25 protein-coding genes and 1 tRNA gene are annotated in these 26,325 nt (G+C 62.6%); 12 read left to right on the top strand and 14 right to left on the bottom strand.

All coding sequences use genetic code 11. From position 1 onward, the window contains the following. Positions 1-459: 459 nt before the first annotated feature. A tRNA-Trp gene (locus ACGYK9_RS13185) sits at positions 460-535 on the bottom strand. Between the two features lie 143 nt (positions 536-678). Here ACGYK9_RS13185 and ACGYK9_RS13180 point away from each other — a divergent pair. Beyond that, a complete protein-coding gene (locus tag ACGYK9_RS13180; RefSeq protein ID WP_067260565.1) occupies positions 679-1,176 on the top strand; it encodes a DUF892 family protein in 498 nt (165 codons plus the stop codon). Positions 1,177-1,330: 154 nt separating this feature from the next. Here ACGYK9_RS13180 and tuf read toward each other — a convergent pair whose 3' ends face one another. Further along, on the bottom strand, positions 1,331-2,506 hold the full coding sequence (gene tuf / locus ACGYK9_RS13175) for an elongation factor Tu (protein WP_067260569.1): 1,176 nt from the start codon (positions 2,504-2,506) through the stop codon (positions 1,331-1,333). A 162-nt stretch (positions 2,507-2,668) separates the two neighbouring features. After that, positions 2,669-3,247 carry a hypothetical protein gene (locus ACGYK9_RS13170; protein ID WP_067260571.1) on the bottom strand — a complete coding sequence of 193 codons (579 nt, stop codon included), beginning with the start codon at positions 3,245-3,247 and terminating at the stop codon, positions 2,669-2,671. A 127-nt stretch (positions 3,248-3,374) separates the two neighbouring features. Here ACGYK9_RS13170 and ACGYK9_RS13165 point away from each other — a divergent pair, with 127 nt between their 5' ends. Continuing rightward, positions 3,375-4,733 (top strand): cytochrome P450, encoded by a 1,359-nt coding sequence (locus ACGYK9_RS13165; protein WP_394411378.1) that lies wholly within the window; start codon positions 3,375-3,377, stop codon positions 4,731-4,733. Between the two features lie 25 nt (positions 4,734-4,758). Here ACGYK9_RS13165 and ACGYK9_RS13160 read toward each other — a convergent pair whose 3' ends face one another. Further along, positions 4,759-7,200, bottom strand: coding sequence for a DNA topoisomerase IV subunit A (locus ACGYK9_RS13160; RefSeq protein ID WP_394411375.1), 2,442 nt, complete (start codon positions 7,198-7,200; stop codon positions 4,759-4,761). Here ACGYK9_RS13160 and ACGYK9_RS13155 point away from each other — a divergent pair. From ACGYK9_RS13155 to ACGYK9_RS13125, 7 genes are all read left to right on the top strand, one after another. Next, positions 7,190-7,417, top strand: a complete 228-nt coding sequence (locus ACGYK9_RS13155; protein WP_394411372.1) for a hypothetical protein — start codon at positions 7,190-7,192, stop codon at positions 7,415-7,417. The two genes, ACGYK9_RS13160 and ACGYK9_RS13155, sit on opposite strands and share 11 nt — an antisense overlap. Then, the gene (locus ACGYK9_RS13150; protein ID WP_394411368.1) at positions 7,414-8,106 is read left to right on the top strand and encodes an SH3 domain-containing protein; all 693 of its coding nucleotides are present in this window, start codon (positions 7,414-7,416) and stop codon (positions 8,104-8,106) included. Before ACGYK9_RS13155 ends, ACGYK9_RS13150 begins: the two co-directional genes overlap by 4 nt. A 57-nt stretch (positions 8,107-8,163) precedes the next feature. Continuing rightward, a complete protein-coding gene (locus tag ACGYK9_RS13145; protein ID WP_394411365.1) occupies positions 8,164-8,997 on the top strand; it encodes an SDR family oxidoreductase in 834 nt (277 codons plus the stop codon). 57 nt (positions 8,998-9,054) lie between these two features. After that, complete coding sequence (locus ACGYK9_RS13140) at positions 9,055-9,261, top strand: twin transmembrane helix small protein (protein WP_067260586.1); 207 nt, start codon at positions 9,055-9,057, stop codon at positions 9,259-9,261. Further along, entirely contained in the window at positions 9,261-9,836 is a 576-nt protein-coding gene (locus ACGYK9_RS13135) for a cob(I)yrinic acid a,c-diamide adenosyltransferase (protein ID WP_067260588.1), read from the top strand. Before ACGYK9_RS13140 ends, ACGYK9_RS13135 begins: the two co-directional genes overlap by 1 nt. A 161-nt stretch (positions 9,837-9,997) precedes the next feature. Further along, the gene (locus ACGYK9_RS13130; RefSeq protein ID WP_209216512.1) at positions 9,998-10,756 is read left to right on the top strand and encodes an electron transfer flavoprotein subunit beta/FixA family protein; all 759 of its coding nucleotides are present in this window, start codon (positions 9,998-10,000) and stop codon (positions 10,754-10,756) included. Continuing rightward, complete coding sequence (locus ACGYK9_RS13125) at positions 10,756-11,682, top strand: electron transfer flavoprotein subunit alpha/FixB family protein (RefSeq protein WP_394411361.1); 927 nt, start codon at positions 10,756-10,758, stop codon at positions 11,680-11,682. The genes ACGYK9_RS13130 and ACGYK9_RS13125 overlap by 1 nt, the downstream gene beginning before the upstream one ends. Before the next feature lie 72 nt (positions 11,683-11,754). Here ACGYK9_RS13125 and ACGYK9_RS13120 read toward each other — a convergent pair whose 3' ends face one another. Continuing rightward, a complete protein-coding gene (locus ACGYK9_RS13120; RefSeq protein ID WP_394411358.1) occupies positions 11,755-12,588 on the bottom strand; it encodes a DUF6473 family protein in 834 nt (277 codons plus the stop codon). A gap of 156 nt (positions 12,589-12,744) precedes the next feature. Between ACGYK9_RS13120 and ACGYK9_RS13115 the strand changes: the two genes are divergently transcribed. Further along, a complete protein-coding gene (locus ACGYK9_RS13115; protein WP_168612495.1) occupies positions 12,745-13,620 on the top strand; it encodes a 3-hydroxybutyryl-CoA dehydrogenase in 876 nt (291 codons plus the stop codon). Between the two features lie 79 nt (positions 13,621-13,699). Here ACGYK9_RS13115 and ACGYK9_RS13110 read toward each other — a convergent pair whose 3' ends face one another. The 7 genes from ACGYK9_RS13110 to ACGYK9_RS13080 are packed head-to-tail and all read right to left on the bottom strand — an operon-like array spanning position 13,700 to position 19,078. After that, the gene (locus ACGYK9_RS13110) at positions 13,700-14,584 is read right to left on the bottom strand and encodes a lysophospholipid acyltransferase family protein (RefSeq protein ID WP_394411355.1); all 885 of its coding nucleotides are present in this window, start codon (positions 14,582-14,584) and stop codon (positions 13,700-13,702) included. A 34-nt stretch (positions 14,585-14,618) separates the two neighbouring features. After that, on the bottom strand, positions 14,619-14,888 hold the full coding sequence (locus tag ACGYK9_RS13105; protein WP_067260603.1) for an HPr family phosphocarrier protein: 270 nt from the start codon (positions 14,886-14,888) through the stop codon (positions 14,619-14,621). Positions 14,889-14,904: 16 nt separating this feature from the next. Then, positions 14,905-15,297, bottom strand: a complete 393-nt coding sequence (locus ACGYK9_RS13100; RefSeq protein ID WP_067260606.1) for a PTS sugar transporter subunit IIA — start codon at positions 15,295-15,297, stop codon at positions 14,905-14,907. Beyond that, complete coding sequence (gene rapZ, locus ACGYK9_RS13095; protein WP_394411352.1) at positions 15,294-16,199, bottom strand: RNase adapter RapZ; 906 nt, start codon at positions 16,197-16,199, stop codon at positions 15,294-15,296. The genes ACGYK9_RS13100 and rapZ overlap by 4 nt, the downstream gene beginning before the upstream one ends. Then, a complete protein-coding gene (locus tag ACGYK9_RS13090; RefSeq protein WP_394411349.1) occupies positions 16,196-16,624 on the bottom strand; it encodes an HPr kinase/phosphorylase in 429 nt (142 codons plus the stop codon). The genes rapZ and ACGYK9_RS13090 overlap by 4 nt, the downstream gene beginning before the upstream one ends. 21 nt (positions 16,625-16,645) lie before the next feature. Further along, entirely contained in the window at positions 16,646-18,334 is a 1,689-nt protein-coding gene (locus ACGYK9_RS13085) for a sensor histidine kinase (protein WP_271688326.1), read from the bottom strand. A 42-nt stretch (positions 18,335-18,376) separates the two neighbouring features. Beyond that, the gene (locus ACGYK9_RS13080) at positions 18,377-19,078 is read right to left on the bottom strand and encodes a response regulator transcription factor (protein ID WP_067260621.1); all 702 of its coding nucleotides are present in this window, start codon (positions 19,076-19,078) and stop codon (positions 18,377-18,379) included. Positions 19,079-19,457: 379 nt separating this feature from the next. Here ACGYK9_RS13080 and ACGYK9_RS13075 point away from each other — a divergent pair, with 379 nt between their 5' ends. Next, positions 19,458-21,056, top strand: a complete 1,599-nt coding sequence (locus ACGYK9_RS13075; protein WP_276153369.1) for a phosphoenolpyruvate carboxykinase — start codon at positions 19,458-19,460, stop codon at positions 21,054-21,056. A 74-nt stretch (positions 21,057-21,130) separates the two neighbouring features. Here the strand turns inward: ACGYK9_RS13075 and ACGYK9_RS13070 are convergent, their stop codons facing one another. Beyond that, positions 21,131-22,039, bottom strand: coding sequence for a LysR family transcriptional regulator (locus ACGYK9_RS13070; RefSeq protein ID WP_394411346.1), 909 nt, complete (start codon positions 22,037-22,039; stop codon positions 21,131-21,133). 164 nt (positions 22,040-22,203) lie between these two features. Between ACGYK9_RS13070 and ACGYK9_RS13065 the strand changes: the two genes are divergently transcribed. Further along, entirely contained in the window at positions 22,204-22,560 is a 357-nt protein-coding gene (locus tag ACGYK9_RS13065) for a helix-turn-helix domain-containing protein (protein WP_394411343.1), read from the top strand. 136 nt (positions 22,561-22,696) lie between these two features. On the opposite strand, the gene smc is transcribed toward ACGYK9_RS13065, so the two are convergent. Continuing rightward, positions 22,697-26,152 (bottom strand): chromosome segregation protein SMC, encoded by a 3,456-nt coding sequence (smc, locus tag ACGYK9_RS13060; RefSeq protein WP_394411340.1) that lies wholly within the window; start codon positions 26,150-26,152, stop codon positions 22,697-22,699. Positions 26,153-26,325 lie beyond the last annotated feature (173 nt).

The following is a 26,325-nucleotide window of genomic DNA, read 5'->3' as shown; positions in this document are numbered from 1 at the left end:
CGCTGCCGTCCGCCCCGTCTGGCGCCCCAGCGGTGCGTCTCAGCGCCGCCGGTAGAGGGGGTTCTAAGGTTAGTGAGGCAAAGCCGCAAGCAGAAATTTGAGAAAAGATGAGATTTCGGGGAACTTTTCGGCAAGACGCTGAAATGGCGTGCTATTTCTATAGGAACAGGCCCTGAGCTTCGCCGCGATGGCAGCATGACACTGGTAGAACCTTCCATGACCGCGTGAATCATCTCCGAGTGCAGCGCCCTAGAGGGGGGGGGGAATCTAGGTGAATCGCCCCGAGGCAGCGCGACTCTCTGAACACTTGCGCGGTGACGGGCCTAGGGTGGGTAAACTTATAAAGAATAGATTGCCGCAGATCGCCATAGCCTTAAAGGCACGGCCCCGCCTCTCGCGGATGCAAGACCCCGCAAAGAGTGATACGCCGCGCGGCTTCATCGTTAATTTAAGGAAATGTGGCAGGGGCTGAGGGACTCGAACCCACGACCCTCGGTTTTGGAGACCGATGCTCTACCAACTGAGCTAAACCCCTATGCCGGTGGCTTGGGTAGTCGCAAACGGGCGGCGGATCAAGAGCAGATCTGACCTTTCCGCCGATATTCTCTTCTTTGGGGAACATTGAGCGCTCAGCTTACGTTTTCCCGTCGAACTAAGCCCGAAATTGGAGGACGACCGATGACTATGAACAATCTCAAAGACGTCTACACCGACCAACTGCAAGACCTCTATTCTGCCTGCAAGCAATCGCTCGAAGCGACCAACGCTCTGGGCCGTGCGGCAGAAGACAAGGAACTTAGCGAAGCGCTGATCGACGGCAGCAACGGAATCGCCAAGGGCATGGATGTGCTGAAGTCCATCTGCGCCAAACATGACCTCGACCCGGAAGGCGAGCACTGCCACGGGATGGAGGGCCTTGTGAAAGAGGCGCATAAACATGTGCTGGAGGAGGATTTTGGCGACAGCGATGCCCGCGATGCGATGATCATCACGCAGTATCAGCGGATGGTGCACTATGCTCTGGCGGGCTACGGCTGCGTTGTCGCCTTCGCCAATCGTCTGGGCGAAAACGAAGATGGTGCACAACTGCAAGAGCAGCTTGATCACACCTATGATGGCGACCGCCGCATGACAGAGATCGCGACCAAAGGTGGCGTGAACGCTGACGCCGCTTGATTGCAGTTGAATTGGAATGATGAAAGCCGGCTCTTACGGGGGCCGGCTTTTCTGTTTCAGGGGGATTGCCCACCCTGCCAAAGCAAAAGGCCGCAGCAAACGCTGCGGCCTTTCAATTCTTTCAGACGTCAGGCCCGAAGGCCCGATCCAAAGATCACTCAGTGATTTTGGAAACGACGCCCGCGCCAACAGTCCGGCCACCTTCGCGGATCGCGAAGCGCAGGCCGTTTTCCATGGCGATCGGTGCGATCAGCTCAACGCCGAAGGACACGTTGTCGCCGGGCATGACCATCTCGGTGCCTTCTGCCAGCTGAACGGTGCCGGTCACGTCAGTTGTACGGAAGTAGAACTGCGGACGGTAGTTCGCGAAGAACGGCGTGTGACGGCCACCTTCCTCTTTGGTGAGGATATAGGCTTCGGCTTCGAACTTGGTGTGCGGTGTCACGGAGCCGGGCTTGCAGAGAACCTGACCACGCTCGACGCCGTCACGCTCAACGCCGCGCAGCAGGGCGCCGATGTTGTCGCCAGCTTCACCACGGTCCAGCAGCTTGCGGAACATTTCCACGCCGGTGCAGGTGGTTTTCTTGGTGTCGCGGATGCCGACGATTTCGATTTCGTCGCCAACGTTGATCACGCCACGCTCGACACGGCCAGTCACAACGGTACCACGGCCGGAGATCGAGAAGACGTCTTCGACAGGCATCAGGAAGGGCTGGTCCACGGCACGCTCAGGTGTCGGGATGTAGGCGTCAACTTCGGCCATCAGCTTCTTGATGGACTCTTCGCCGATCTCGGGCTTGTTGCCTTCCATCGCCGCCAGAGCGGAACCTGCAACAACAGGGATGTCGTCGCCGGGGTAGTCGTAGGAGGACAGCAGTTCGCGGATTTCCATCTCGACGAGTTCGAGCAGCTCTTCGTCGTCGACCTGGTCAACTTTGTTCATGAAGACGACCATCGCGGGGATGCCAACCTGACGGCCGAGCAGGATGTGCTCGCGGGTCTGGGGCATCGGGCCGTCGGCCGCGTTCACAACCAGGATCGCGCCGTCCATCTGCGCCGCACCGGTGATCATGTTTTTCACATAGTCAGCGTGGCCGGGGCAGTCGACGTGGGCGTAGTGACGGTTCTCGGTCTCATACTCGACGTGCGCGGTCGAGATGGTGATGCCGCGGGCCTTCTCTTCGGGCGCGCCGTCGATCTGGTCATACGCTTGGAAGTCACCGAAGTATTTGGTGATCGCCGCGGTCAGCGTGGTTTTACCGTGGTCAACGTGGCCGATCGTGCCGATGTTGACGTGCGGTTTGGTGCGTTCAAACTTTGCCTTTGCCATGGTGGCGCCCTTTTAATTGAGGGGCCCCAACGGGGACCCGAACCCTATCTGGCGGGCGATGTATTGGGTTCGAGCGGTAAAATCAAGCGAGACTTGCGTCTTGGCGCCACTTAAAGCCCACCGTGGGCCTGCCGCATCGGTCGGGCGCGCCTCAGCTATGGTCTATTTATCCTCCGGCTCCCCGGCGGGGGACAGGGCTGTGCCGCCGTTGAACCACCCCTCTTCGCGGTTTTGCTTCACCAGATAGGTCTCAATCGCCTTGGCGGCGTTCTGGCTGAGGTTCTTCAGCTGCTCCTCGGCGGATTTGGTATAGCCCGAGCCCACCACCGGCCCTTGATCGAGGGATTCGAAAACAGTGATCTGATGCGGCTCGGGGTTCAGCTTTTTGTTCTTGGCGTCGTCCCAGACCGTCAGGTTGAGGATCAGGATCGATTTGGGCGCAAAGACCAGCGGGATGCCCGGCTGGGCCAGCACGTAGCCCTCGACGCTGATGCCGAAGTGGTAAAGCCGCTCGCCCTCGTAGCGATCAAAGCGTTCGGCGGTGGCGGCGCGCACGGCCTCGGCCAGTTCTTCCTTGCTCACCTCGCGGCTGAGCGGCCCCTTCTGCGCCTTGGGGGCCACCACGATATTGTGGTGCAGGTTGAAATCCCCCAGCGGGGTCGGCGCCTTGTCGAGGTCGGATGCCCCGTTGCAGGCGGCCAGCGTCGCGACGAAGGTCAACAGGGCAAGAACTCTCAGCATGGGCGATCCCTCAGGGGTGTTAAGGTTTCGAAAAGGGGTAGCCGATGGGCCCAAGGGGCGCAATCATTTGCCGCAGTTGCGCCGATGCCGGTGCGGTCTATCTTGGGCAGTGAGTGAGGACCGCAACATGACCCAACCCCGCCCCCTGCCCGTCCGTGTGCCGCTCGTTACCGAGCCTGTGGGCATGCTTGGCAGCCTGCAAATGGCGCGGCGCAACGTGCTCAGCATCATCCCCAAGATTGCCACGACCCAGCCGATGGTGTCGGGCAAGACCGGCAAGCGCTGGCATATGGTGATGGACCCGGGTGCGATCCGGCAGATCCTCTTGGACCGGCTGGAGGACTACCCCAAGTCCGACGTCACCAAGAACCTGTTGCGCCCCGCCATCGGCGAGTCGCTCTTCATCGCAGAGGGCGCGCATTGGCGCTGGCAGCGTCGGGCGGCTGCACCCGTTTTCTCACGACGCAACGTGCGCAACCTCGCCCCGGTGATGAGCGCCGCCGCTGACCGCTCAGCCAAGCGCATCAGCGCTGCGGGGCCGCGCGCGGTTAACATGCTCGACGAGATGGTGACGACGACCTTTGAGGTGATCGGCGACGTGACATTCTCGGGCGACGGCACCTTCGACCGCGACAAGGTGCATGGCGCCATCGACGACTATATGGCCGAGGCCGGCAAGATCAGCCTGTTCGACATCCTCGGCCTGCCCGACTGGCTGCCGCGCCCGGGGCGGATGATGTCCGGCCAAGCGCTGAAGCAAATGAAGGCCATGGCCGATCAGGCGATCGAGGAGCGGGTGGCGCGCGGCCATGACGGCACGCCCGACCTGCTGGACCTGCTGCTGGGGGGCGAAGACCCCAAGACCAAGCGCCAGATGAACACCGGCGAGCTGCGCGACAACCTGCTGACCTTCATCGTCGCGGGCCATGAAACCACGGCGCTGACGCTGGCATGGTCGATGTACCTGATGGGGTTCGACCAAGACATGCAGGCGCGCGCCCGGGCCGAGGTGCGCGATGTGCTGCAAGGCCGCCCCTGCACCGGCGAGGATGTGGACAGATTGCCCTTGGTGCGGATGATCATCGACGAGGCGCTGCGCCTTTACCCCGCTGCCGGGATCATTTCGCGTACGGCGCAGAAGCACGACACGCTTTGCGACCGCGAAATACGCCCCGGCGACACGGTGATGATCCCGATCTACGCGCTTGGCCGGAACGAATTGCTTTGGGACGATCCGAATGCCTTTCGCCCCGAACGCTTTGCCGATCGCAAGGCGATCGACCGCTACGCCTATCTGCCCTTTGGGGACGGTCCCCGCATCTGCATCGGTGCGAGCTTTGCCCTGCAGGAGGCGGTGATCATCCTTGCAACGCTGCTGGTGCGGTTCAAGTTCACCCCCGTGCCGGGCAAAGACCCTGAGCCGGTGATGATCCTGACCCTGCGCCCCGAGGGTGGCGTCTGGATGACCGCCGAGCCGCTGGACTGACCGCGCCCCGAAGGGCGCGGGTGTTTCACGTGAACTTGTTATCGCGCGGGAAGCCGCGGGGGGCCATGCGGCCCGAGCTTGCGCGCTTGCCGGTCCATTCCGCCAGATCGGCCTCGGTCCGCGTGCGGCCCGCCGGGTCCTGCCAAGTGAGACCCGCCTCGCGCGTGAAGGTGATGGCGTCCGACAGGCCGCCGTCCTTGAACTTCTGCAGCCGCACGCCCTTGCCCCGGCCCATCTCGGGCAGCTCACCAAGGCCGAAGACCAGTACCTTCCGATTCTCGCCCACCGTGGCGACGCTATCGCCTGAGACTGGGTGACAGACCAGCGCCGTAACCCCCTCGCCGCGCACGTTCAGCACCTGCTTGCCGCTGCGGGTCTGGGCCACAACGTCATCCTCGGGCACGACAAAACCGTCGCCCGCCGTGGAAGCCACCAAAAGCTTGCGCCCCGGCTGATGGATGAAGAGCGAGACGATCTGCACCTCATTGGGCAGATCGACCATCAGGCGCAAAGGCTCGCCCATGCCGCGCCCGCCGGGCAGGTTGGCGGCGGAGACGGTGTAGAACCGCCCGTTCGAGCCGAAGACCAGCAGCCGATCCGTCGTCTCGGCATGGAAGATGAAGCGCGGGCCGTCGCCGTCCTTGAACTTCAACTCGCGGTTCAGGTCGATATGGCCGGTCATGGCGCGAATCCAGCCCATCTGGCTGCAGACCACGGTGATCGGCTCGCGGTCGATCATCGCCTCGATCGGCACGTCTTCGACCTCTCCGGCGGTGTCGAACTCGGTCAGACGCTGGCCACGCTTCACGCCGTCGATCACCCAATCCTTGCCGAACTGCTTTTTCGTCGCACGCAGCTGGTCGGCGATGGTGGACCATTGCAGGTCCTCGCTTTCGAGCAGGTCTTCGAGCCCCGCACGCTCAGTCATTAGCGCATCGCGCTCGGCCACCAGCGCGTCTTCTTCCAGACGCCGCAAAGACCGCAGGCGCACGTTGAGAATCGCCTCGGCCTGCACGTCCGACAGCCCGTTCTCACGGCCTGCGTAGCTGTGCGGGATCGCGCGGGTGTCGCCGCTCTCGGCCAGCACGCCGGTGGCCTGCGCCTCGGCATCGGCGATGACCGCCAGTTTCGAGACATCGACCCCCGCGAGCGGCGAGACATAAGCGGCCTCGTCCATGGCGCGGCTGAGCGTGTCCTGATGCGCGCGGCTCCAGTCCTCGTACATCAGGGCGGCCTTGGGGTCTTCGTCGTAGCGGATGATTTCGATCACCCGGTCGAGGTTCAAAAAGGCCGTGATCAGGCCCTGCAACACTTCAAGCCGGTGGTCGATCTTGTCCATCCGGTGCCGCGAACGGCGTTGCAGCACCTCACGCCGGTGGTCGAGGAAGGCGCGCAGCACTTCCTTGAGCGAGCAAACCTTGGGCGTCTGCCCGTCGATCAGCACGTTCATGTTGAGCGAGAAACGCACCTCAAGATCCGAGTTGCGGTACAGCATGCCCATGAGCACGTTCGGATCGACGTTTTTGGACCGCGGCTCGATGATCATGCGGATGTCTTCGGCGGATTCGTCGCGGATATCGGCCAGAATCGGGATCTTCTTGGTCTGGATCAGTTCGGCGATCTTCTCGATCAGCTTGGATTTCTGAACCTGATAGGGAATCTCGGTAACGACGATCTGCCACGCGCCGCGGCCAAGGTCTTCGACCTCCCAACGACAACGCAGACGGAAGGAGCCGCGGCCCGTACGATAAGCATTGGCGATGTTCTCGGGCGGCTCGACGATGATGCCACCGGTGGGGAAATCCGGGCCGGGAACGTAGTTCAAGAGTGTGTCGTCGCGCGCGTCCGGGGTCTTGATCAGGTGAATACAAGCATCGCAAAGCTCGGCGATGTTATGCGGCGGGATGTTCGTGGCCATGCCCACGGCGATGCCTGAGGAGCCATTGGCCAAAAGGTTCGGGAACTGCGCGGGCAGCACCGCAGGCTCGGTCAGCGTGCCGTCGTAATTCTCGCGGAAATCGACGGCATTCTCGTTCAGCCCTTCCAGCATGGCTTCGGCCACGGCGGTCATCCGCGCTTCGGTGTAGCGCGAGGCGGCCGGGTTGTCGCCATCGATGTTGCCGAAGTTGCCCTGCCCGTCGACCAGCGGGTAGCGCACGTTGAAATCCTGCGCCAGACGCGCCATCGCGTCGTAGATCGCGGCATCGCCGTGCGGGTGGTAGTTACCCATCACGTCGCCCGAGATCTTGGCCGATTTGCGGAAGCCCCCGGTGGACGACAGCCGCAACTCGCGCATCGCGTAGAGGATGCGGCGGTGCACCGGCTTCAGCCCGTCGCGCGCATCGGGCAGCGCCCGGTGCATGATCGTGCTCAGCGCATAGGTCAGGTAACGATCCCCCAAGGCGCGGCGCAGCGGCTCGGACAGGTCATTCGGGTCGAGTTCTGGGGGTGTGCTTGTGTCTGACATGACGGGTCTTTTAGCCAAGCAGGCCAGAGCGGGCAAGCGACAGATTGCCCGCAACCGACTCGGCAAAATGGCCGCTGGCACGGTTTCAAGTGAGAAAAAAGCAATACTTTTCGGCTATGCGAATTCTTGCCAATCGGAAATGAACCATTCGCGAGGTTTCGCGTTGGTCTCTCAACAGCAACATGGTTTGACACGGGACGAGGAACAGCAAAAATGAAACGGTTCATCTTTTTGACATTTGGTTTCATGGGCTGGGCATTCTACGAGATGAGCGGCGGTGCCGATTTCGTGCCCGCAGGCCCGCAAATGGCCAGCGCCGAAGCGGCTGAGGCGGCCCTGATCGCCAGCGCCCCCCCCTCTTCCAACCTTGTCACTGCCACCGCCGCGAACGCGGCCCGCAAGGCGGAAAGCCCGATCACCCCCTTCGCCGAACGGACCCCTGCGCGTGATGCCACGGCAACCCGCGTGGCGCTGAACCTCACGACGCTGAGCGACCTGCCGCAGGCCAATGACGGGATGGTGCAAAAAGCCGTGGCCACCCCTGCGGACCGCGCCGGGGCGAAAGTGGTCAAAGCCAAGGCCGTCAGCGCCCCTGCCCCCAAAGTGGAAAAGGCCGCTTACACGACGACAAGTGCAAATGCGCCCGCTGTCATCCCGAGCCTGATCGAAGGCGCTGACAGTGGCGCGACCTTTGTCAGCACCACCCAGGCCGACATCCGCGAAGTCAACGGCACCCGTGTTAATGTGCGCGGCGGTCCCGGCACCAACTTCGGCGTGGTCGGCAAGCTCGGCAAAGGCGACGCTGTCGAAGTGATCGAAGACAATGGCGCAGGCTGGGTGCGTTTCCGCAGCGTCGACGGCAGTGAATCCGGCTGGATGGCCGACTTCCTGCTCAGCAACGGCTAACTTGCCAATCCCATAGCATCGCGCGATGAAGGGCCTTTCACACGAAGGGCCCTTTGCATGTCTGCGACCCGCTCCATCCTCATCACCGGCTGTTCCAGCGGCATCGGCTATGCCGCCGCGCAGGGTATGCGCGCCCGTGGCTGGCGCGTTTTCGCTGCTTGCCGCCAACAAGCGGATTGCGACCGATTGCAAGCCGAAGGATTCGATGCGCCGCGCCTCGATTACACCGATGAGGCCAGCATCCAAGCGGCGCTTGCCTATGTGCTGGACCAAACCGGCGGCACGCTCGACGCGCTGTTCAACAACGGTGCCCACGCCACGCCCGGGTTGGTCGAAGACCTCCCCACCGATGCCCTGCGCGAGATATTCGAGGCGAATTTCTTTGGCTGGCACAGCCTGACCCGCGCGGTGATCCCGGTGATGCGCAAGCAGGGGCATGGGCGGATCGTGCAATGTTCCTCGGTGCTTGGCATGGTGGCGATGCCGTGGCGCGGGGCGTATAATTCCACGAAATTCGCCCTTGAAGGGCTGACCGACACCCTGCGGCTTGAGATGCGCGGCACCGGGGTCGCGGTGATCCTGATCGAACCCGGCCCCGTCACCTCGAAACTGCGGACCAAGGCCATCCCGCGTTTCGAGCGCTGGATCGACTGGCAAAGCAGCCCCCGCGCGGCGGAGTATGAAAGCACAATGCGCCCCCGGCTTTATGACGACAGCGGCAAGAAGGACCGCTTCGAACTCCCGCCCGAGGCGGTGGTCGAGAAGCTAGTCCACGCCGTCGAATCCCCCCGACCCCGCCCGCGCTATTTCGTCACAACCCCAACGCATATCGGCGGTGTTTTACGACGTATCCTGCCGACGCGCGCGCTGGACTGGGTCACCAGCCGCTGATTTTGGTTGCGCGGCTGCACGGTGCCGCTACATCTCAGGCCAACGAAAGGACAGCCCATGCCAAATGATCCGTTTTTCGTGATCGTCCTGATCTCTGTCGTGGCGGTCGCCGTTGTGCTCCTGATGGGGCTGGGCGGCTTTGCCACCGGGGGCAAATTTAACAAACGCAACGCCAACAAGCTGATGCGGTGGCGGATCATCGCGCAGTTCATCGCCGTGCTGCTGATCCTTGCCTATGTCTATTTCCGAGGGGGCACGATCTGATGGTTGTACTGAACAAGATTTACACCCGCACCGGGGACAAGGGCACCACAGCCCTTGGCAATGGCGACCGTGTCGCCAAACATGACGCGCGGGTCGAGGCCTATGGCACTTCGGATGAGCTGAACTGCTTTGTCGGGGTGGCACGGCTCGAGGCTAAGGGCGCCACGGATGAAGCGCTGGCGCGCATTCAAAACGATCTTTTCGATCTGGGCGCCGACCTTTGCCGCCCCGATATGGAAGCCGATAAGGATGCGGAATACCCGCCCCTGCGGGTCACCCAAGAACAGGTCGACCGGCTGGAGCGTGAGATCGACGTGATGAATTCCGAGTTGGAGCCGCTGCGCAGCTTCATCCTGCCCGGCGGGCGCGCCTTGGCGGCGCATCTGCATGTCTGCCGCACCGTGGCGCGCCGCGCCGAGCGGCTGGCGGTGTTGCTTGCTGAGCAAACGGCGGTGAACCCCGCCTGCGTGACCTATCTGAACCGGCTGAGCGATTGGTTCTTCGTCGCCGCACGGATGGCCAATAACGCGGGCAAGGAAGACGTGCTTTGGGTGCCGGGGGCGAACCGGGCGTAAAATAGCGCTAACAGACGAAAAACCGGGAAAACGCCGCGTTCAAAACTGCCAACCTGCCGATTTTGGCCTGTTTTGATCCGATCCGCTTCGTTACACCCGTCTGGAGAATTAGGGAGACCGGGCCACCAGCCCGCGTCGCAAACTGAGGAGAGAGACCGCTCATGAAGGTACTGGTGCCTGTCAAACGCGTGATCGACTATAACGTGAAAGTTCGTGTCAAAGCGGACGGATCGGGTGTTGATCTTGCCAATGTGAAAATGTCGATGAACCCTTTCGACGAAATCGCCGTCGAACAGGCGATTCGTCTGAAAGAAGCCGGTCAGGCTGAAGAGGTCGTCGCCGTCTCCATCGGTGTGAAGCAAGCGCAGGAAACGCTGCGCACCGCCCTCGCCATGGGTGCCGACCGCGCGATCCTCGTGGTGGCCTCGGACGATGTGCACAAGGACATTGAACCGCTGGCCGTGGCCAAGATCCTCAAAGCCGTCGTCGACGAAGAGCAGCCGAGCCTCGTGCTCTGCGGCAAGCAGGCGATCGACAACGACATGAACGCCACCGGGCAGATGCTCTCGGCACTGATGGGCTGGTCGCAAGCGACCTTTGCTTCCGACATCGCCATCGAAGGCGACAAAGCGAAAGTGACCCGCGAAGTCGATGGCGGTTTGCAGACCATCGAAGTTACCATGCCGACCGTGGTCACCGTGGACCTGCGCCTCAACGAGCCGCGCTACGCCTCGCTGCCCAACATCATGAAGGCCAAGAAAAAGCCGCTGGATGAGAAGACCGCCGAGGACTACGGCGTCGACGTCTCCAACCGCTTGGAAATCGTGAAGACCGAAGAGCCCGCGGAACGCGCCGCTGGCATCAAGGTCGGCTCGGTCGACGAGCTTGTGGCGAAACTCAAAGAAGCGGGGGCTGTGTAATGGCTGTTCTTCTGATTGCAGAGATTTCCGACGGCGAACTGTCGATGGACGCAACCGCCAAGGCGGTGACCGCGGCCAAGCAACTGGGCGACGTGACCATTCTGGCGGCGGGCAGCTCGGCTGCGGCGGCTGGCGAAGCGGCGGCCAAGATCGACGGCGTCTCCAAGGTGCTGGTTGCCGAAGACGAGATGCTGGGCCACCGTCTGGCCGAAGCCACCGCGGCGCTGATCGTCAGCCTTGCCGGTGACTACGACCACATCGTCGCGCCCGCCACCACGGACGCCAAAAACATCATGCCCCGCGTTGCGGCCCTGCTTGATGTCATGGTCATCTCGGATGCCTCCGGTGTTGTCGATGCCGACACCTTTGAGCGTCCGATCTACGCGGGCAACGCGGTGCAGACCGTGAAGTCCAACGACGCTAAGAAAGTCATCACCTTCCGCACATCGACCTTCGATGCCGCCGGTGACGGTGGGTCCGCCCCGGTCGAGACCATTTCGGCAGCCGAGAACCCCGGCCTGTCCACATGGGTCGAAGACAAGGTCGCCGAATCGGACCGCCCCGAGCTGACAAGCGCGGGCGTGGTGGTTTCCGGTGGTCGCGGTGTCGGCTCCGAAGAGGACTTTGCCCTGATCGAGAAACTGGCCGACAAACTGGGCGCCGCCGTTGGCGCCTCCCGCGCGGCGGTCGATTCGGGCTATGCCCCGAACGACTGGCAGGTGGGCCAGACCGGCAAAGTGGTCGCCCCCGACCTCTATGTCGCGGTTGGCATCTCGGGTGCGATCCAGCACCTTGCCGGGATGAAAGACTCCAAGATCATCGTCGCGATCAACAAAGACGAAGAATCGCCGATCTTCCAAGTCGCCGACTACGGTCTTGTGGCAGACCTCTTCGACGCGGTGCCGGAACTGATCGAAAAGCTGTAAGGCTTCTCATATGAGACACCAAAGGCCCGCCGTCTTCGGCGGGCCTTTTTCGTGCATGCCCTACCGGGAGCGTCAGGACATGCTTTGCAGCGCATCGGTCAAAGCGGCGGCGGCAGAGGCATGGGCCATCGGGCCCAGCATTTCCGACGCGGCCGGCGCCTCGAATTCACTGACCACCATGCCAGCTGTCGGCGCCCTTGAGGGGTCTTTGGGAGAGACGACCTCGATCTTGGCCGTGGCGTGCTGGGCCACCGCGTCCAACATTTCGCGTGTCACGAAAAGCGGATCATGGCCCAACTCCCCTACCGGCTGCGCTGCTGTGGCGACCGGCGGGCGGTCGGCCAGCCAAAGCAGCAGCGTGCGCCCCTGTATCTGCCCCAACATCAAATGCATGCGCGCCATCCACGCCTGCTGAAGCTCCGCGCGCACCGCTTCGAACCGTTCGGGCGAGACCTGCATGAGATGGGTCAGCATGTGCCGGTTGAAGTGGAACTGCGAGAAATCGACCTCGCGGTAGATCGTCTGCAACAGCGCGGAGGCCCCGACGAAACGGTCGTTCCGACGCCGGTGCACCGAATAGAAACGGTTGGTCATATTCTGCGCGCCCATGACCTGAACCACCGTCACATCTGCCTGCGAGGCGGCCTGCGCGACGAAAGGATCATGGGCAAAAGCGTCGATCCCCGCGTTGGGAAAGCCGAAGTTCACGCAGGTTTTGCCGATCTCGGCCTCGACCCGCGCGGGGAACGGCTCTTCAATGAATTTGCCATAGGTCTCCGTCCCGCCGAGAAAGGCGATATAGGGCGCCTCCAACCTGCGGCGCGGGCCGCGAAACATCAGCTTTGACGTGCCATAGCGGCATGGCAAATAGTCCAGAGGCGCTGGCCCCACTGCATCATAGGTCATCGAACCCACCTTTTTGTTCACCCAAAGCCAGATTGCACAGCAGGGGCTGCGATTCTGTTAACGGGCGAATTTGTCGTGAGATTTCGTAAACACCTGCCCTTGCGGCACCCCCGCCACGCGCCCTATTGTGCGCCGAACTCAAGCAAAGGACAGGCCATGGACATCCAGACAATCGGTATCGTGGGAGCGGGGCAAATGGGCAATGGGATCGCCCATGTCATGGCGCTGGCAGGCTACGACGTGCTGCTGAACGATGTCAGCGCCGATGCGCTGGCCAAAGCGATGAAAACCGTGACCGGCAATATGGACCGCCAAGTCAGCCGCGAGAAGATCACCGCCGCCGACCGGGACGCCGCCATGGCGCGGATCACCACGACGCAGACGCTAAGCGATCTGGGCCAAAGCGATCTGGTGATCGAAGCCGCGACCGAGCGCGAAACGGTGAAACAGGCGATCTTTGAAGACCTGATCCCGCATCTGAAGCCGACGACGATCCTGACCTCGAACACCTCCTCGATCTCGATCACCCGCCTTGCCAGCCGCACCGACCGGCCCGAGAAATTCATGGGTTTCCACTTCATGAACCCCGTGCCGGTGATGCAACTGGTCGAATTGATCCGCGGCATCGCCACGGACAGCGAGACTTATGACGCTTGCAAAGCTGTGGTGGACCGTTTGGGCAAGACCGCCGCCTCGGCCGAGGATTTTCCCGCCTTCATCGTGAACCGCATCCTGATGCCAATGATCAACGAGGCGGTCTATACGCTTTACGAAGGGGTCGGCAACGTCGAGTCGATCGACAGTTCGATGAAGCTGGGGGCGAACCATCCGATGGGGCCATTGGAGCTTGCGGACTTTATTGGTCTGGACACCTGCCTTGCCATTATGAACGTTCTGCATGACGGGTTGGCGGATACAAAATATCGCCCCTGCCCGCTGCTGACCAAATATGTCGAAGCCGGTTGGTTGGGCCGCAAGACGCAGCGCGGGTTCTATGATTACCGGGGCGAAAAGCCCGTTCCGACGCGCTGAGTTGCGAGGGTGTTGGGGGCTCTGCCCCCATCGCGCCCGAGGCGCGATTCCCCCGAGGGTATTTTTAAAAGGATGAAGTTTAGTTGGTGAGCGCCAGAGTATGGGCGCGCAGCCAGGCCATGAAGCCGCGCGGGTCGTCGGCCCAGCGGTCGATCTCTTCGCGGGCGAGTGGATGGCCGACGATGGGACCTTGGGGTTTGTCGCAGGCGTGAGCGATTTCATGCAGCAAAAGCCCTTGGCGCAGCATCGGGCTGAGCCTGTTGGCGATCTGATAGGCGCGGCTGTTCTGGCCCGGGAAGCGCATCGGCACCACCTGCGCACCGGAGCGGCGGATCATCTTGGCGGTGAAGACGTTCCATTCCGCTTCGACCGCCGGGCCCCACCAGCTTTCCGAGGCCGCGACGACGCCGGAGGGGAAGAGCGCCACGACGCCGCCTTCTTTGAGATGGGCCATGGCCTTGGCGCGCATTTCCACGCCTTTGCGTTGCGCATCCGGGTCATGTGGGAAGGGCACCGGGATCATGTAGCTGCCTGCCACCTCGTCGATGGAGGTGAGCAGCGACCGGGTAAGGATACGGTAATCGGGGCGCACGCGGCCGATGAGATCGGCGAAAATCATACCGTCGACCATGCCGTGGGGGTGGTTTGCCACGACCACAACCGGCCCTTCTTTCGGGATGCGGTCCAACTGCTCTTGCGGCGTGGTGAGGTCGATGCCCATCGTGTCGAGCGCCGCGCGCCAGAAGGCCTGGCCTGAGGGGGTGCCGCGTTGTTCGAACTTACGGATCAGCCGCAGGATTTTGAGCTTGCCGGTAAAAAGCTCCATCGCGGAGATCACCCGCGCCTTCCATGGGTCATCGAAGGTCGAGGCATAGGACAGGCTGCGGCGGTCGTATTTGGTGAAGGTCACCTTGCCGTCGCCTGTGTGTGCTGGCTCGGCCGCGATGTTCTGTACGTCATCCATGGGGTCGGCGGATCCTTTTTCCCGCTTGGCGGGCCTAAAACCCTTCGCCGAACTTATCCGCCACGAGGGCGGTCAAAGCTTCGGCCAAGGCCTCGGCATCGGGGCCGGAGGTTTGGACATCGATGGTGGTGCCGCGCGACGCGCCGAGCATCAAGAGCCCCATAATACTGTCGCCCGAGGCCGACATGCCATCCTTGCTGACTTCGGCGCGGGCATCAAACGCCTCGACCACCTCGACCAATTTGGCGGAGGCGCGCGCGTGCAGGCCTTTTTCGTTAACGATCTTTAAAGAAAATTCGGGCATGACGTCTTGGGGCCTTCTAACCTGCGCTGACATTCTGGCTGTCGATATACTTCTTACCAGCTTCGAGCGCGGCACGCACGGCATCGGGCACATCCATATGCCGCGATTTGGCGAGTTTGATCAGCATGGGCAGGTTCGCGCCGTAGATGATCCGGCGGTTTTCCGGGCGGCAGGCCAAGAGGCTGAGGTTCGAGGGGGAGCCGCCAAAAAGATCGGTGACCACCACCACACCGGCGCCTTGGTCCACCGCATCGGCGGCGCCGCAGATCTCGCGTTCTTTGTCGGCGCGGTCATGGTCGGCTTCGATGGCGATGGCGCGCACGCCGAATTGGGATCCCACGACATGTTCGATGGCGGCAAGATATTCTTGCGCCAGCCCCCCATGTGCGACGATGACGATCCCGATCACGGCTTGCTTCCTTCACGATGCTGACGGTCCAGCTCTCGGTGCCTAATTGACACCTGCCAGCCCTGCTCTGCAAGGCGCAAAGCGTGATCTTCGGCCATGGCGACAGAGCGGTGTTGCCCGCCCGTGCAGCCGAAGGCGATGGAGATATGGGATTTGCCCTCTTCGCGGTAGGCGGGCAGGAGCAGGAGGCTGAGGTCGAGCACCTTGTCGGCGAAATCCGCGTAGCGTTTGTCCCCCGCCACATGGGCCGCGACGGAAGGGTCGCGCCCGTCGCCACTGCGCAATTCAGGAACCCAATAGGGATTGTTCAGAAAGCGGCAGTCGTGCACCACATCAACGCCGCGCGGAAGGCCCCGTTTGTAGGAAAAGCTTTGTACCGAGACCGTCAGTTGGCGTTGCCCGCCGGGGGCGAACCATTGTTCGACCTCGGCGCGCAGCTCGTGAACGTTCAGCGTTGTCGTATCGATCAGCACGTCGGCACGGGCGCGGATCGGGTGGAGCAATTCCTGCTCGCGTGCGATCCCGTCGACGGGGCGGTCGGCCGGGGCCAGCGGGTGGCGGCGGCGGGTTTCGGAAAAGCGTTGCAGCAGCACATCAGGCGCGCAGTCGAGATAGAGCAGTTCCGCGCGCCACCTCGGTTCAGCCGTCAGGCGGCCCATCAGCTCCAGCACGCCTTCGGTGGAAAAGTCCCGGTTGCGGGCGTCGATCCCCAAGGCAACCGATTGCGCATCGCCGGGGCGGTCGAGCAGCGCGGGCAGCAGCCGAAGCGGCAGGTTGTCGATCGCCTCAAACCCCGCATCCTCCAGCACGTTGAGCGCAGAGGACCGCCCGGCGCCCGAAGGGCCGGTGACAAGGACCAACCGCCGGGGGGCGGGGTCTGTTGATGAGGTCTGACTGATCAATTCGGTTCTTCCACACCTGACATATACAGATGAATTGCTGCCGCAAAATGAGCGCTATCGCATTTGTGAAAACAGGGCAACGTGACACCCCGTAGCATATGGCTGTGCCCTTCGGGTAGGCGCCGGTCTTCGGTACGGGCCAGATCGACGACCAGGCCCAGCGGCACGGAGCCGTGATCCTCGGCCCGCAGAATGCCGACATAGCGCGCCTCGATCAGGCCGCGGATCGGCTCGGGGACGCTGGCGATCACCTGATCCCCCTCGCGCATGATATCGGTGCGATCATCGGCCACCAGCTTGGCGCCAAGGGCGATCAGTTGCAGGGCGAGGGCCGATTTGCCCGCGCCGGACGGACCAAGGATCAGCACCCCGCGCCCATTGATCGCCACGCAGCTGGCGTGGAGGTTTTCGCGCTCGACGGTCATATCAGGCCCCGCGCCCGGGAGTTAGGTGGGCAGCCCCACGACAAAACGCGCGCCGAGCGGCTCGGAGGTGATGTCGGCCTCGGTCGGGCGGATGTTCTCGGCCCAGATCACGCCGCCATGGGCTTCGACGATCTGTTTCGAGATCGCGAGGCCGAGGCCGGAGTTATTGCCGAAATGCTCTTCGGGGCGTTGCGAGTAAAAGCGTTTGAAGATTTTGCCGAGCGCCTGTTCAGGAATGCCGGGGCCGGTGTCCTCGACCACGATCAACACGCGATTGGCACGTTTGCGGGCCCAGACCCGGATCGCGTCGCCGTCTTCGCAAAAGGAAATCGCGTTGGTGATCAGGTTCACGAAGACCTGCGCCAAACGGGCTTCCAACCCATGCACGGTGATCGGCGCAGCGGGCAGATCGGTGATGAAATCGATGCCTTTGGATTTCGCATCTTCGCCGAGGTACTGGCCCAGATTGCCCAGCATTTGCAGCAGGTCGAAGGGCTCTTCCTCTTCCTTGACCAGTTCGGAATCGAGCCGCGAGGCATTGGAAATGTCGCTCACCAAACGGTCGAGGCGGCGTACGTCATGTTCGATCACATCCAGCAGTTTCTCGCGCTGGTCGTCGCGCTTGACCATCCGCAGCGTGCCCACGGCAGAGCGGAGCGAAGCGAGCGGGTTCTTGATCTCATGGGCCACATCGGCGGCGAATTGTTCGTTGCCGTCGATCCGATTGTAGAGCGCCGAGACCATGCCGCGCAGCGCGCCTGACAGGCGGCCAATCTCATCAGGCCGCGCGGTCAGATCGGGGATGCGGATGCGGCCGGGGTTCATCTTGCGCGCGTCCTTGTCGCGGCCCAGTTCGGCGGCGGCAGAGAGGTCGGCCAGCGGATTGGCGATGGTCGAGGCCAGAACGAGGCTGAGGCCGATGGAGACGAGGGTCGCGATGACGAAGATCTGCAAGACGCGCTCACGTTCGCTGCGCACAAGGCGGTCGATCTCGCCCGCCGCACTGGCCACGGCGACCACGCCGACCGGGGCCTCGCCCTGCATGATGGGAGTCACCACGCTGAAAAGCGTGCCGCCTTCGATGGCGAGCGTGCCTTCGAGCCGGGTTCCGCTGGTCACGCTGGTGCCGACCATGCCGCGCAATTGCTCTTCGAGCGGCGGGGTGGCGGTAACCTCATCGGTGCTGAAGGGGGCCGAGACCCGGTCCCAAAGCCAATTCAACCCGTCGTTCAGCAAGGTCCGCTCACCCGCCTCGGACGCGGCGAGGGCCTCGGCCACGGTGAGGCTGCCTGCGGTGCGGGCGACCAAGGTTTCCGCCGGATCATAGACAAAGACTTCGATGCCGCCGCGCAGGTCCAGCCCGTCGAGCGTGGCAGCCACATCGACACCATCGCCAGTGGTCAGGTTCACCGGCGCGCCTGCGGGGAGTTGGGCCTCGATCACATCGGCGATCAGCTCAGTCTCAGACACCAGTGCCGCGGCGCGTTGCAGCGCCAGACTGTCGCGCGAGGAATTGAGGTAGAGGATCCCCGCCACCAAAACGCTCAGCGCGATCAGGTTGAAGGTAATGATCTTGCGCGTCAGCGGCGAGGAGCGGAGCGAGAACAGCCCCCGCCGTTCGCGCTTGACCCGAATTTCATCCGGCGCGGCACTGTCGGGGGTGACCCAATCGTCCCCCAATACAACATCACCGTCCCTGCCAGCAGCCATGTCCCGCACAAGCTTCCTTTCGACCCGCGTTAACCGACGGGTTTACTCTTCGTTATATCTATAGCCGATGCCGTAAAGAGTCTCGATCGCCGAGAATTCATCATCCGCGCTGCGCATCTTCTTGCGCAGGCGCTTGATGTGGCTGTCGATGGTGCGGTCATCCACATAGACCTGATCATCATAGGCCACATCCATCAGCTGGTCGCGCGATTTCACGAAACCGGGGCGCTGCGCGAGGGCTTGCAGCAGCAGGAATTCGGTCACGGTCAGCGACACATCCTTACCCTTCCAGCTTACCGCGTGGCGCAGCGGGTCCATCCGCAGATCGCCGCGTTCCATCACCTTGGTCTCTTCGGTATCGCCGACCTCATTGGTCTCGACCGCGTCTTGGCGGCGCAGAAGGGCGCGGATACGCTCGACCAACAGGCGCTGGCTAAAGGGTTTTTTGACGTAATCGTCGGCCCCCATGCGCAGGCCCAGCACCTCGTCGATCTCATCGTCCTTGGAAGTCAGGAAGATCACCGGCATCGCGGTTTTCTGGCGCAGACGTTGGAGCAGATCCATGCCGTCCATACGGGGCATCTTGATGTCCAGCACCGCCATATCGGGCAGTTTCTTGTTGAAGGCGTCCAGCGCCGCTTGGCCATCGTTATAGGTTTCCACTTCGAAACCTTCAGCTTCAAGAGTCATCGAAACGGATGTCAGGATGTTCCTGTCATCGTCTACCAATGCGATCTTTGACATTGCCTGCTTCCTTATGCTGCTCAATTCGTTCTTATTTTTGGAGTCAGTGATCTCCAATATTACAGATCGAATCAATCCTTAAGTGCGAATCGTGCCTCTGAGATGCACCAATTCCGTCATAATTTGGTTAGGAATGGCTAAATTGCCGCACTTTGACCGGCCCGGTCCGGGAGGAAGCCGGGGGCCCGCGCGCCGCATTCGGCCGGGAACTAAGCGCTCGGAAACAAAGTTTTAGATGATGGCGCTAACTGTGACAAAGCTGCCTGTTCAACCTGAAAACGCCCGTGTTAAGAGGCTCTCAAGGCCCCCGACGCCCAGGGCAATTGCGCCCGCTCGGACACGTTCTGCGCTGCTCACGCGCTACCACAGGAGACATCATATGACATTTGGACGGGTAAACCCGCAGTTCAGCCTTGAGGATCAAAAGATCAGCGGGCTTGGCGATGTCTATTACAACCTGACCGAGCCTGCGCTGGTCGAGGCGGCATTGAAACGGGGCGAAGGCAGCCTTGGCAAAGGCGGGGCCTTCCTCGTGACCACCGGCAAGTTCACGGGCCGCTCGCCCAAGGACAAACATGTGGTCAAGACCGACAGCGTGGCCGACAGCATCTGGTGGGAAAACAACGCCGAGATGTCGCCCGAGGGCTTCGACGCGCTTTACGAAGACATGCTCGCACATATGCAGGGAAAGGACTACTTCGTCCAAGACCTCGTCGGCGGGGCGGACCCCAAACATGCGATCAACGTGCGCATGGTGACCGAACTGGCATGGCACGGACTTTTCATCCGCACCATGCTGCGCCGCCCCGATGCCGAAGCGTTGAAGGACTTCACCGCCGATTTCACCGTCATCAACTGCCCCAGCTTCCAAGCCGATCCGGCCAAGCATGACTGCCGCAGCGAAACCGTGATCGCGATGAACTTCGACCGTAAGATGATCCTCATCGGCGGCACCGAATACGCGGGCGAGAACAAGAAATCGGTCTTCACCCTGCTGAACTACCTGCTGCCCGAAAAAGGCATCATGCCGATGCACTGCTCGGCCAACCACGCCAATGGCAACCCGGTCGACACGGCTGTTTTCTTTGGCCTGTCGGGCACTGGCAAGACCACCCTCTCTGCCGACCCTGAACGCACGCTGATCGGTGATGATGAACACGGCTGGTCTGACAACGGCACCTTCAACTTCGAAGGCGGCTGCTATGCCAAGACCATCAACCTCAACCCCGAGGCGGAGCCGGAGATCTACGCAACGACCTCCAAATTCGGCACCGTGATCGAGAATATGGTCTTCGATCCCGACACCTTCGAGCTCGACTTCGACGACGACTCGCTCACCGCCAACATGCGCGCCGCCTACCCGCTGCACTACATCTCGAACGCCAGCGAGAAGGCCGTCGGCGGCCACCCGAAAAACATCATCATGCTGACCTGTGACGCCTTCGGCGTGCTGCCCCCGATCGCACGGCTGAGCCCGGCGCAGGCGATGTATCACTTCCTGTCGGGCTTCACCTCCAAGGTGGCGGGCACCGAGCGTGGCGTGACCGAGCCGGAGCCCACATTCTCCACCTGTTTCGGCGCCCCCTTCATGCCGCGCCGGCCCGAGGTTTACGGCAACCTCTTGCGCGAAAAGATCGCCCAGCACGGCGCCACCTGCTGGCTGGTGAACACCGGCTGGACCGGCGGCGCATACGGCACCGGCTCGCGGATGCCGATCAAGGCGACCCGCGCCCTGCTGAGTGCCGCGCTCGAAGGCCGTCTGGCGGATGCGGAGTTCCGTAAGGACCCGAACTTCGGCTTCGATGTCCCTGTCGAGGTGAACGGCGTCGCCGACATCCTGCTCGACCCGCGCCGCACTTGGGACGACCCGGAGGCCTATGACCGTCAGGCGGCAAAACTGGTCAAGATGTTCTCGGACAACTTCGAGCAGTACCTGCCCCATATCGACGACGACGTGAAAGCCGCGGCGATCAGCTAAGCCTGTCGCCAAGGACAAAAAGAAAGGGCCGCCCCTGTTGGGCGGCCCTTTTCGCATCTCACGCTCCGTAACCCTTAGCCTGCGAAAGTCACCTTCGCATCCAAAGGCATCTCGCGCAGGAAACTATCATCGACGCCGACGATATTGACCGAGGTCGACCGATCAACCGCCGCGATCAGGGCAAAGCTCTTATCCGGATAGCGCCCGGCCATTAGCAGACGTTTATAGGCCAGAGGCACCGGCGCGCCCCCCTCCTCCCGCGGGATTTCGGTGACCACCTCATCCAACCGAACCCCACAGGTCGCCTCAACCTCCCGAAAGGGGTAGTTCAGCATATTCTCGAACTCAGGCCCGCCCGGAAACAGCTTGATCGGCCGTCCTATGCTGCTGCGCGCGTTGGTCCAGCCCCACCATTGCGTGTAAAAGGATTTCTCCCCCACTTCGGTACAAATCCATCCGTTGGGCGAGTCGCGGTACACCAACACATAGGGGCGCATGGCGCGAAAGGCTTCGCTTTCCAACTCACCCCGGCTCAGGCTCCACGCCTGCAACACGGCCTGAAGCATGGCAGAGCCACCGTCCCAGATCAGCGACAGGGGCTGCTGTTGTTGGTGAAAGGACCAACCGTTCGGCTCTTCATGCGAAAGGCGCAGCATACCGTCGGCATGGCGCGTCTTGCCATCCAGCCACAGCTTGCCCCGATCGAGAATATCGCGTGCCTCGGGCAAGGCTTCCACGCCGACCTTGGTCAGGGAATAGCGGCGGTTCTCAATCGTGAAGAGCGGCGCGCCCATCGCCTCTTCCAACTGCTGGATATGCCGCCGGACCGTCTGTCGCGTGCTGGCCAATTCGGCCACCGCATGGCTGAGGTTCAAAGTATGCGCCAGCGTCACGAAAGAGCGCATCATCTCGAACAAAAGGGCCGGAGCGGGGTCCTTCTGCAAGGCTTGGGGCACGGGTGCGACCCGCTCAATATCCGACATATGCTGGTTCATAGGCAAGGGATGGTACATGAATCACCCGGTAACGCAACATAATCCATACAGCTAGGGTGAATTGGTTAACGCAAAGAGGCCAGAACTAGGCAATTGATCCTCAATACATTGCGGGTAGTGAATATATGGTACTCAACCTGAGGTATTGAACCATGTCCCACCCCGTAGACGTTCACGTCGGTCGTCGGCTCAAGCAGGCACGCACCCTGCGACGGCAATCCCAGACCGATGTGGCTCGCGAACTCAAACTGTCGTTTCAGCAGATTCAGAAATATGAAATCGGCTCCAACCGGATCGCCGCCAGCCGCTTGCATGAGCTGGCCCGGATACTCGATGTCACCCCCGGCTATTTCTTCGAAGGGCTGGATGACGACAACCCCGAGGCCAGCAACGACCCCTCGCTCGACATCGTAAACGCCATCGGCTCCATCAAGGACGATGCGGTAAAGGCCCGAATTCTAACGTTTATTGAGGATGTTGCCGGCGTCACCGTCGCGCGCAAAGGCTGATCACAGCCCGTCGTTCACGCGAAACTCCGCCCGGGCCATACGGCTCACACCACCTGTCCAACGGCCACGAAAGCCCGCGACAAACTGATGCGCACCCGCTTTAAGGGCCGGTCCAAGTCACCGGCGTCTCCCACCTTCACGCGACCAGCGTTTCCGCCTTTTTCAAATCAACAGAGACCAATTGGCTCACCCCCTGCTCCGCCATGGTGACGCCAAAGAGCCGGTCCATCCGGGCCATCGTCACCGCATGGTGCGTGATGATCAGGAAGCGCGTGTCGGTCTGACGGCACATCTCATCCAGCAGATCACAGAACCTGGTCACATTTGCGTCATCAAGCGGCGCGTCGACCTCATCCAGCACACAGATCGGCGCCGGATTGGCGAGGAAGACGGCAAAGATCAGCGCCATCGCGGTCAATGTCTGCTCTCCACCCGACAGCAGGCTAAGGGTGCTCAGCTTCTTGCCCGGCGGCTGGCACATGATCTCCAGCCCGGCTTCCAAGGGATCGTCGCTTTCGACCATCACAAGGTTCGCCTCACCGCCGCCGAAGAGATGGGTGAACAGCATCGAGAAATTCGCGTTCACCTGATCAAAGGCGGTCAACAGCCGCTCCCGCCCCTCGCGGTTGAGGCCCGCAATGCCGCTGCGCAAGGTCTTGATCGCCTCTTCCAGATCGGCCTTCTCGGTCAGCAGCGCTTCGTGCTCTTCGCGTATTTCTTTCGCATCATCCTCGGCGCGCAGGTTCACCGCGCCCAAGGAATCCCGCTGCCGCTTGTACCGGTTTACGTCCTCTTCAAGCGTTTCCACCGGTGGAATCTGATCCGTCTCGACATCGAGCGCATCGCGCAGCGCCTCGGGCGTGCTCTGTCGTTCATCCTGAATGCGTTCCGCCGCATGGGTCACCGTTTCACGGGCGGCATCGCTGCGGGCCTCGGCCCGGGCACGGGCCTCCCGCGCATCCGAGGCCTTCCGCTCCGCGTCGCGCTCGGCATCCGTCGCGGCTTTCAATGCGGCTTCCGCGGCGGCCAGCGTTTCCGTAGCATGGGCGCGGCGGGCTTCGGCAGAGGTGATCGCGCCCGACAGGTCTTCCCGCTTCGCCGCAATCTCCGCCGGAACGGCGCTCGCCTCGGCCAATTCGGCCTCCGATGCGGTCTTGCGCTCGACCAATTCAGCGCTGCGCTTGCCCGCCGTTTCCAAGCGGTTCCGCCAGCCGCTGACCTCTTTCGCGACCTCTTGCAGCCGCCGTCTGCGCGCCTCGCCCTCGCGGCGCAATTCGTCATGGGCCGAACGGCGCGACATCATGGTGATCCGCGACGCCTCGACCGTCATGCGGACATCCTCGACCGTCGCACGGGCGGCGGAGAGGTCATCCAAGCCCGCCAGCGTGCGCTCGGCGTCCATCACCTCGGCCCGCGCGGTGATCGCAGCTTCCTCATGGCGTTTCACGGCTAGGCCGAGGGATTCCAACCGACTTTGGGCGAGGTTGCGATCTGCCTCCGCCCGACTTAACGCGCGGCCCGCCTCGGCGACTTGCCTGTCGGCATCGCGCCGCGCCTCGCGGGCCCGTTTGTCAGCCTCGGCCTGTTCGGCCAATTGCTGCTGGAGGGTCTCATGCGCCGCCCGCGCGGCATCGGCACGGGTGCTGGCCTGTTCCAGCGTCTGTTTCAGCACTTCCAACCGGTTCAACTGCTGCAAGCGCAGCGCGGCCGCCGAGGGCGCATCTTCGGCCATCGCGCGGAAACCGTCCCACCGCCAGAGGTCCCCCTCCTTCGACACCAAGCGCTGCCCCGGCTGCAACTGCGCCTGAACCTTCGCGCCCGCTTCGGCGTCAACGAGTCCGACTTGGGCCATCCGGCGCTCTAGCACCTGCGGCACGGTGACATGCTGCGTGAGCGGGGTCGCCCCGGCGGGTAGCGGCTGCGGCTCCGGGTAGCTCGGCAAATGCGCCCATCCCGAGGGGCGATCGGCCTCCACCTCAGGCGCGCGCAGGTCATCGGCCAAGGCCGCGCCGAGCGCTTTCTCAAAGCCCTGTTCCACCTGCAACCGGTCGAGAACCTGCCCGCCTTCGGCACTGTCACGCTCTACCAATTTCGCCAGCGCGCCAACCTCGGCGCGCAGGGCCTTGGCCTCGCCCTCCGCCTCAGAGCGTTCCGCGCGGGCCTCGGCCTCGCGCGATTGCGTGTCGGCGCGGGTCTCTTCGGCAACCAAAAGGGCGCCATCCGCCGCCGCCGAGGCGGTGACGGCAGCGGCTTCGGCCTTCTCAGCCGCCGCGAAATCTAGCCCGGCCTTGTCGAGGGTCGCTTGGCTTTGCGCCACCGCATCGCGGGCCTTGCGAGCCTCGGCTTCCGACTTTTCCAACGTCTTGCGGCTGTCCTGAAGCAGGCGTTCCGCCGAACTGTGGCGCGCCGCCAAACGGGCCACGTCTTCGGTCTGCTGCGAAAGATCGGCCTCGCGGGTTTGCAAGACTTCGGCTGCCTCCCGCGCGGCCTGTTCCGCCGCCTCAACCGCGCTGTCGTGCCCCTTGTCCGCCTTGGCGAGGTCTTCCGCTTCTTCTTCGAGGCGCGCGATCGTTTCTTCCGCGTCGCGGTTCAGCCCGCCTTCGCGTTCGATGTCGCGGGTCAGCTGGGCAATGCGGCCTGTCAGGGTCTCGATCAGCGAGGCCGCACGCGCCTCTTCCTCGGTCAGCGTGTCGCGCTGCGTGGTGAGACGTTGCAGAATCGCAGTCGCAATTGCCTCTTCCTCGCGCAGGGGTGGCAAGGCGGCTTCGGCTTCCTCCCGCCCTTCGGCAACGCGGCGCACCTGCGCTTCGGCCTCTGCCGTGGCGGCGACGCGAGCACGCAATTCCCCCTCGGCCTTCGCACGCGCCTCATCGGCTTCGCGCCAGCGGCGATACAGCAACAAGCCCTCGGCATGGCGCAATGCTTCGCCAATCTCACGATACCGCGCCGCCTGCCGGGCTTGCCGGGCCAGCGTGGCCAATTGCGCGGCCAGTTGTTCAACCACATCGTCTACGCGGGCGAGGTTTTGTTCCGCCCCGTTGAGTTTCAACTCGGCCTCATGGCGGCGCTGATACAGACCCGAGATGCCAGCGGCCTCTTCCAAAATGCGACGGCGGCTTTTTGGCTTGGCGTTGATCAACTCGGCAATCTGCCCCTGCCGCACCAAAGCGGGGCTATGCGCCCCGGTCGAGGCATCGGCGAAAAGCATTTGCACATCGCGGGCGCGTACATCCTTGCCGTTCACCTTATAGGCGCTGCCCACGTCGCGGGTGATCCGGCGGACGATTTCAAGCGCGTCTTGCTCGTTAAACCCCGCAGGCGCCAACCGGTCGCTGTTGTCGAGGTGCAGCGCCACTTCGGCGAAGTTGCGTGCGGGCCGGGAGGAGGCACCGGCGAAGATCACATCTTCCATGCCGCCGCCGCGCATGGCGGTCGGGCGGTTTTCGCCCATCACCCACCGCAGCGCTTCGAGCAGGTTGGATTTGCCACAGCCGTTCGGCCCCACGACCCCGGTCAACCCGTCGGAAATGACGAGGTCGGTCGGGTCCACAAAGCTTTTGAAGCCGGTTAATCTGAGTTTGGAAAAGCGCAAGTTAGCCCTGCCGTGATTGATTCTCGCCTGAGCGGCGAACTTGCCGTTTGGCATGGGTCCGAGTCAATCAAAAGCCCCAAGGGAGAGGGGGAGGTCGGCGGTTATCCTCAAGATATTGTCTTGATCGGCGCGATTGCCCTGTCGGGCACGCGGTTGGAGCGGGTCGATAGCTC

This window comes from Sulfitobacter sp. 1A15258, assembly GCF_043557045.1.
Lineage (GTDB): Bacteria > Pseudomonadota > Alphaproteobacteria > Rhodobacterales > Rhodobacteraceae > Sulfitobacter > Sulfitobacter faviae.
This window is presented reverse-complemented; position numbering and strand designations above follow the sequence as displayed.

Excerpts from the sequence above, each read along its gene's own strand:
- ACGYK9_RS13180 (WP_067260565.1), top strand. The coding sequence starts at position 679 with ATGACTATGAACAATCTCAAAGACGTCTACACCGACCAACTGCAAGAC.
- tuf (WP_067260569.1), bottom strand. The coding sequence starts at position 2,506 with ATGGCAAAGGCAAAGTTTGAACGCACCAAACCGCACGTCAACATCGGC.
- ACGYK9_RS13170 (WP_067260571.1), bottom strand. The coding sequence starts at position 3,247 with ATGCTGAGAGTTCTTGCCCTGTTGACCTTCGTCGCGACGCTGGCCGCC.
- ACGYK9_RS13165 (WP_394411378.1), top strand. The coding sequence starts at position 3,375 with ATGACCCAACCCCGCCCCCTGCCCGTCCGTGTGCCGCTCGTTACCGAG.
- ACGYK9_RS13160 (WP_394411375.1), bottom strand. The coding sequence starts at position 7,200 with ATGTCAGACACAAGCACACCCCCAGAACTCGACCCGAATGACCTGTCC.
- ACGYK9_RS13150 (WP_394411368.1), top strand. The coding sequence starts at position 7,414 with ATGAAACGGTTCATCTTTTTGACATTTGGTTTCATGGGCTGGGCATTC.
- ACGYK9_RS13145 (WP_394411365.1), top strand. The coding sequence starts at position 8,164 with ATGTCTGCGACCCGCTCCATCCTCATCACCGGCTGTTCCAGCGGCATC.
- ACGYK9_RS13140 (WP_067260586.1), top strand. The coding sequence starts at position 9,055 with ATGCCAAATGATCCGTTTTTCGTGATCGTCCTGATCTCTGTCGTGGCG.
- ACGYK9_RS13135 (WP_067260588.1), top strand. The coding sequence starts at position 9,261 with ATGGTTGTACTGAACAAGATTTACACCCGCACCGGGGACAAGGGCACC.
- ACGYK9_RS13130 (WP_209216512.1), top strand. The coding sequence starts at position 9,998 with ATGAAGGTACTGGTGCCTGTCAAACGCGTGATCGACTATAACGTGAAA.
- ACGYK9_RS13125 (WP_394411361.1), top strand. The coding sequence starts at position 10,756 with ATGGCTGTTCTTCTGATTGCAGAGATTTCCGACGGCGAACTGTCGATG.
- ACGYK9_RS13120 (WP_394411358.1), bottom strand. The coding sequence starts at position 12,588 with ATGACCTATGATGCAGTGGGGCCAGCGCCTCTGGACTATTTGCCATGC.
- ACGYK9_RS13115 (WP_168612495.1), top strand. The coding sequence starts at position 12,745 with ATGGACATCCAGACAATCGGTATCGTGGGAGCGGGGCAAATGGGCAAT.
- ACGYK9_RS13110 (WP_394411355.1), bottom strand. The coding sequence starts at position 14,584 with ATGGATGACGTACAGAACATCGCGGCCGAGCCAGCACACACAGGCGAC.
- ACGYK9_RS13105 (WP_067260603.1), bottom strand. The coding sequence starts at position 14,888 with ATGCCCGAATTTTCTTTAAAGATCGTTAACGAAAAAGGCCTGCACGCG.
- ACGYK9_RS13090 (WP_394411349.1), bottom strand. The coding sequence starts at position 16,624 with ATGACCGTCGAGCGCGAAAACCTCCACGCCAGCTGCGTGGCGATCAAT.
- ACGYK9_RS13085 (WP_271688326.1), bottom strand. The coding sequence starts at position 18,334 with ATGGCTGCTGGCAGGGACGGTGATGTTGTATTGGGGGACGATTGGGTC.
- ACGYK9_RS13080 (WP_067260621.1), bottom strand. The coding sequence starts at position 19,078 with ATGTCAAAGATCGCATTGGTAGACGATGACAGGAACATCCTGACATCC.
- ACGYK9_RS13075 (WP_276153369.1), top strand. The coding sequence starts at position 19,458 with ATGACATTTGGACGGGTAAACCCGCAGTTCAGCCTTGAGGATCAAAAG.
- ACGYK9_RS13070 (WP_394411346.1), bottom strand. The coding sequence starts at position 22,039 with ATGTCGGATATTGAGCGGGTCGCACCCGTGCCCCAAGCCTTGCAGAAG.
- ACGYK9_RS13065 (WP_394411343.1), top strand. The coding sequence starts at position 22,204 with ATGTCCCACCCCGTAGACGTTCACGTCGGTCGTCGGCTCAAGCAGGCA.